The following is a 2,500-nucleotide window of genomic DNA, read 5'->3' on the forward strand; positions in this document are numbered from 1 at the left end:
ACACCTCCTGCAGGTCCATTCCCGAGATCTTGGTGGGGATCAGCACGAGGTCCGACTCGGCGATCGCGTAGGTGACGGCCTGCGAGGCGGCCCCTTCGAGATCGACCAGGACGATCCCGTACTGCGTCGCCGCCTCCCCGATGCGGTCGAGGATGACGGTCTCCGTCACGCCTGAGATGACCGCGACGGTGGAGTCCGCCCCGGCGCGCTCGCGCCAGGCGCCCACATGCCCGTTCGGGTCGGCATCGACGATGGCCACGCTTCCCCCCTGCCGGGCGAAGGCGTCGGCCAGACAAATCACGAGCGTCGTCTTCCCGACTCCGCCCTTCGTCGAGCAGACGCTGATGACCGCCATCGAGAGGCTCCCCGGGCTTCGTGGATCCAAACCCCCGGGGACCAAACCCCAAGAATCCAAATACCCTAGCGCCCCAATACCCAAGAATCCCTGAACCCAAGAACCCTTATGCCCAAATAGGTTCTTGGGCAAAAACCCATTTGCCCATCTGTACGGAATTTGCGTTTCTCGGTCGAAGTTTGTGCTTTTCCCAGCTTCGCGAGCCTATCGAATGGGACGCTGGTCCGGACCAGCGGGTTTGCCCATTTGGCCATGTGGCGTGCCCTGTTTCGATCGGACGGCCCCGGGGAGGAACGGGCGCCCCGGTCCCGGCGGGAATGACCGATCGGGTCCCGCTGCGGGACGACTCAAGTCCCTGGTTTGACAGGAGCCCCCCTCGCATGCCGAATGCGTGGTCTCGGTCTCTTGCCCGACCGGGATTCGATCAAGGAACCGCCGCCACGCCGCAGTAGGACCCTGAAACGACAACGGCCCCCCAGTCGCCAAACCGGAAGGGCCGTCAAATCGTAGATGTGCCGAGGAACACCGAAGGTCCTCAGCACACCATAGCTCCCCTCAGGAGTCAATCGGGAATGTGCATTCTCGATGCGATGTCGCCCGGCCCGATGCGGTCCCAACCCAGGGACCACCATGTCGTTCGATCACCTGCTCAGTCTCGTTAACCATGTTCCCCTGGCCGCCCTGGATGCCCTGAGCCGCGATATGTGGCGTGCGACCGGGGAAGGCGCTCTGACGGAAGCCCAGGCCCAGACCCTCGCCGAAGCCATCCACGGCCGCCGCAAGCCGCGCGGCCAGGCCTCCGCCGTCGCCCTCGGGGACCTTGCGGCCGTCTCCTCTCCGAAGCCCCCTGGGGCGGCCGTGGAGACCACGGGAGTATCCTCGGACCGGAACCCGGCTCCGGATCCGCGTCCCTGGTCCTATTTCCCGCCCAAGCGCTCCCAGCGCTCGCCCGACCGGGCTCGCTCGCTGGAGCGCCGGCGGATCCTGGCGGCCTCCGGTCCGCTGCCGCCGCAGCTCGCTAGCCGCTTCACCACGGGGGAACTGGCGGTCCTCAAGATCGTGGCCGACGCGTTCGTCGCCGGCCGCCAGTGCACGTTCTCCATCCCCGAGATCGCCGCCCGGGCCGGGGTGGGCCAGACCAAGGCGCGCCTGGCCCTGCGGATCGCCCAGAACCTCGACCTGGTGTCGATCACGGAACGCCGGGTCCCGTACCGTCCCAATCGCACCAACGTGGTCCGGATCGTCTCTCCGAGCTGGCTGGCCTGGCTGGCGCGGTGGAGCCCTCGGAACAAGGCTCCCAAGGCTCCCAAGGCTCCCAAAGCGCCCGCGGCCAAGCCTGCAGCCGTTCAGGTCGGAGGATCCCCGAGCCCTCAAGCCACGGCGGCCATGGGAGGGGGGGAGGGTTCACTTTTGAGAAGCCCACGGAATCAAGGGTTTACGAGAAGAGGAGTGGGGAGCCGCACAACCTGGGGGTGAGATGCCGGTCGGGTGGAGCTCCGGTGCCCTGTCCTGTCTCGGGATCGGGGTTCGCGGACCCCCGAAAAGCGCGCGCAACGCCAGGGTGAGCACGTGTCGAGGTCACGCGATCAGGGCAGGATTTCCAGCCCCGTGGACGCGTGACCTCGACACGTGTCCGCATCCGCCACTGCGTCTGGGAGAGAACCAAACTGCGACATGTGCGTTTTCCCCAATCGCGGGAGTTGACGGGTTTGGGTGTGATCCGTATACCCCGGTTCATCGGCGGGCGGCCAACGGGGTTGGCGGCTTGCTTTTGCATCTCCTGACGATTGGCGGGGTTTGGGCCTGGGGTTCTGGGCGGGCTTTGCTGTTTTGTTGTGTGTGGGTGTTGTTCTTTGACAAGTGAATCTGAGAAAGAGAAGCGTGGGCGGCGTATTTTGCTCTTGCGGATCCCTTTATTGGGATTGTGAGACGATTGCTGACACGTTTCGAGAGCTCACCGATATGGTGGTGGAAACGCCCTGTATCGTTGTGTGCTTCCGTTATGATGTGATCAGCTAGATCAACTCTTCAACTTGAGAGTTTGATCCTGGCTCAGAGCGAACGCTGGCGGCAGGCTTAACACATGCAAGTCGAGCGGGCCCTTCGGGGTCAGCGGCAGACGGGTGAGTAACACGTGGGAACGTA

2 protein-coding genes and 1 rRNA gene (2 of these 3 only partly in view) are annotated in these 2,500 nt (G+C 64.6%); 2 read left to right on the forward strand and 1 reads right to left on the reverse strand.

Annotated features, from left to right (window positions below):
* On the reverse strand, nt 1–355 hold the 5' portion of the coding sequence (locus AC1MGR_RS24755) for a ParA family protein (RefSeq protein WP_108040927.1). The gene continues 302 nt to the left of window position 1, outside the view; 355 of the gene's 657 nt are visible here — the first part of the coding sequence; the start codon lies at nt 353–355; its stop codon lies off the left edge, out of view.
* 630 nt (nt 356–985) lie between these two features.
* Between AC1MGR_RS24755 and AC1MGR_RS24760 the strand changes: the two genes are divergently transcribed.
* The gene (locus AC1MGR_RS24760) at nt 986–1,831 is read left to right on the forward strand and encodes a hypothetical protein (protein ID WP_480234975.1); all 846 of its coding nucleotides are present in this window, start codon (nt 986–988) and stop codon (nt 1,829–1,831) included.
* A 553-nt stretch (nt 1,832–2,384) separates the two neighbouring features.
* Nucleotides 2,385–2,500, forward strand: a 16S ribosomal RNA gene (locus AC1MGR_RS24765) (its annotated part continues 1,012 nt past the right edge of the window); the annotation flags it as partial.

The organism is Methylobacterium sp. BI1 (genome assembly GCF_056680125.1).